A 2,739-nucleotide genomic window follows, 5' to 3' on the forward strand; every position below is an offset into this window, starting at 1 on the left:
ACAAGTTGAGCTGTTGTTTTTAACTTGCCGACCATGTGAACAGCAACACTTTTTCCAGCACCCAGAAGTGCCATCCACTCTCTAAGTGCAGAGATAGTAATTTCGCGACCAATAATGATTAATGCTACCCAAACTTGGACGCGATCCATATTCAGCAAAACGAGTAATGAGGCGGCAACAATTAATTTATCTGCTACCGGGTCTAAGAATTGACCAAATGCCGACTCTTGTTTCATTTTGCGAGCCAAGAAACCGTCTAGCCAATCAGTCACTGCCGCAAACACAAAAATAATGGTGGCAGTCAGATTCTGCTCAAAGGGAGTAAGCCAGTTACTGGGCAAATAAAACACTGCAACCACAAGTGGAATTGCGGCTACGCGCAACCAGGTCAGAGCAATAGGCAGATTAAATGGCATGACTCAAGCATAAACCAATGTGGATGCGCTGGGCAATCAATGGAGCTGCCTGTAAATTTGCTCAGCCAATGCTGTAGATATTCCCTCAACACTGGAAAGCTCTTCAATAGAGGCGTTTGAGACGCCGCGTAGTCCACCGAATCGAGCCAGTAATTTTTGACGGCGTTTTGCGCCAATTCCTTCAATCTCTTCTAGCTGAGAAACCGTTCTGGCTTTCGCCCGTTTTGCACGCATACCCGTAATCGCAAAGCGATGCGCCTCATCCCGGATTTGCGCTACCAACAATAAGGCTGCGCTATCAATACCAAGTTCGAGCGACTTACGTCCATCTGCAAAGATCAGAGTCTCAAGACCCACCTTACGCCCCTCACCTTTAGCGACACCAACAATCAATCCAATATCCATGCCGAATTCAGAGAGAACTTGCCTTGCCATCTCAACTTGCCCCTTACCACCGTCAATCAAAATGACTTGCGGCATTTTCTCAACAGGGAGCTCTTGGAAGTTCGCATAACGGCGTTGCAAGACTTGGCGCATCGCTGCATAGTCATCACCCGGAGTAATGTCATTGATATTAAAGCGGCGGTATTCACTAGGCTGCATTGCATTTTTGGAATACACGACACAAGAAGCTTGCGTAGCCTCACCAGAAGTGTGGCTAATATCAAAACACTCAATGCGAAGTTGCTCAAGACTTTCTAATTCCAATGCCAATACATCAGCCAATGCTCGTGCTCTTGCCAGTTGACCGCCCGTCTCTACCAAACGCTTTGCTATCGCAATCTTGGCATTGCCTTCCGCCATAGCTAGCCAATGCCGTCTCTGTCCTTGCGGTTGGTGAAGGAGGGTAATTCGCTTACCAGCTTGTGCATTGAGTAAATCGTGCAAACCTTCCGGAGCCGTTTGCTCGGAAACATCTTCAGCACTCTCTTCCGGAGCCGCAATATCATCAAGCAACTTTCTCAAGGGATGATTCAGAATCAGTACGGGCGGAATTAAATTAGTTGTCGCTTCTCCATCACCCGACTTCTCTTCCAGATAATGTTGCGCAATAAAGGCCTCGAGAATTTCAGCTGGTGGTGGCAACTCTCCAGACGTTGAACGTAAGCCCTTAGGAAAGTAGGCGCGATCACCTAAATGGCGCCCACCCCGAATCATTGCTAAATTGACACAGACCACCCCTTCCATTTGAGCAACAGCAATCACATCCACATCACCCTCGCCATCAGCAACGGTATCCATAGATTGTTGTTGTAAGACGCTGGACAGATCTGCAATACGATCCCTTAGCACAGCGGCCATTTCAAATTCCATGGCATCGCTATACGCATGCATTTTCTTTTCCAACTCAGAAAGTACGCGACTATGATCGCCCTCTAAAAAACGGGTTGCCTGAGCTACGTCCTGCCCATATTGCTCAACATTAAGCCGACCTACACAAGGTGCGCTACAGCGATGAATTTGATGCAGTAAACAAGGGCGACTACGGTTTTTAAATACAGAGTCTTCACAAGTCCTTAGACGAAATACTTTCTGCAATATCTGTACGCTGTTGCGCACAGCCCATGAATTAGGGAATGGTCCGAAATAGTGATTCCGCTTATCCGTTTTACCGCGATAGGAGGCTAAACGTGGAAACTGGTGCCCAGTCAACATCACATAGGGATAGGACTTATCATCTCGGAAGAGAATATTGAATGGAGGAGCGAGCTCCTTAATCAGGTTGTTCTCTAGAATGAGGGCTTCGGTTTCTGAGCGTGTTACTGTAGTTTCGTAGCGGGCAATTTTCCCAACCATCAGCTCTATGCGTGGTGAAAGTTGAGTGCGCTGGAAGTAACTAGATACACGCTTTTTGAGGTTGCGCGCTTTTCCGACATACAGAATATGTCCCGCCTCATCAAAAAAGCGATACACCCCCGGCAATCCGGGTAGCCGTTTAACATCCTGCTGAAGGGTTTCAAAAAGCGAATTGCTCATGCGTTGGGATATTTTCTGTCAAATCGTAGACAACTATGGTGATGCTGGTGTTTGCTGGCGTCTCGCAAGAAGCTTAACAAGTCTTCACGGCCAAGACGTGCGTATTTTTTGTGACGATCTGCCAACTCTTAATTTACTCGCTTCTGGCGTTGACCCCGAAATCAAGGACCGTATTGACCTCCAGCCCTGGGAAGCCAGTCATCACAATAGTCGTCACCCTGTTGAACCCCCTGATGTCGTCATTGAGATCGGGAGCGCTGATGTTCACAGCAACTTTGTCCGCGTTAGTCGCGGCAACGGCTGGGAAAGTAGGCGCCTTCAACGGTGCACCTGTGAGGGCAGACAC

Annotated in this window: 3 protein-coding genes; 1 reads left to right on the forward strand and 2 read right to left on the reverse strand. The window is 47.9% G+C overall.

Features of this window, described 5'->3' with window-relative positions; all coding sequences use genetic code 11:
* Both pgsA and uvrC read right to left on the reverse strand, forming a co-directional pair.
* The coding region (gene pgsA, locus B7Y67_RS14655; protein ID WP_293599274.1) for a CDP-diacylglycerol--glycerol-3-phosphate 3-phosphatidyltransferase at positions 1–416 on the reverse strand (416 nt) is incomplete at its 3' end.
* A 36-nt stretch (positions 417–452) separates the two neighbouring features.
* Positions 453–2,393 (reverse strand): excinuclease ABC subunit UvrC, encoded by a 1,941-nt coding sequence (gene uvrC / locus B7Y67_RS14660; protein ID WP_293599275.1) that lies wholly within the window; start codon positions 2,391–2,393, stop codon positions 453–455.
* Here uvrC and earP point away from each other — a divergent pair.
* The coding region (gene earP / locus B7Y67_RS14665) for an elongation factor P maturation arginine rhamnosyltransferase EarP (RefSeq protein ID WP_293599276.1) at positions 2,392–2,739 on the forward strand (348 nt) is incomplete at its 3' end. The genes uvrC and earP overlap by 2 nt on opposite strands.

The organism is Polynucleobacter sp. 35-46-11 (assembly GCF_002281105.1).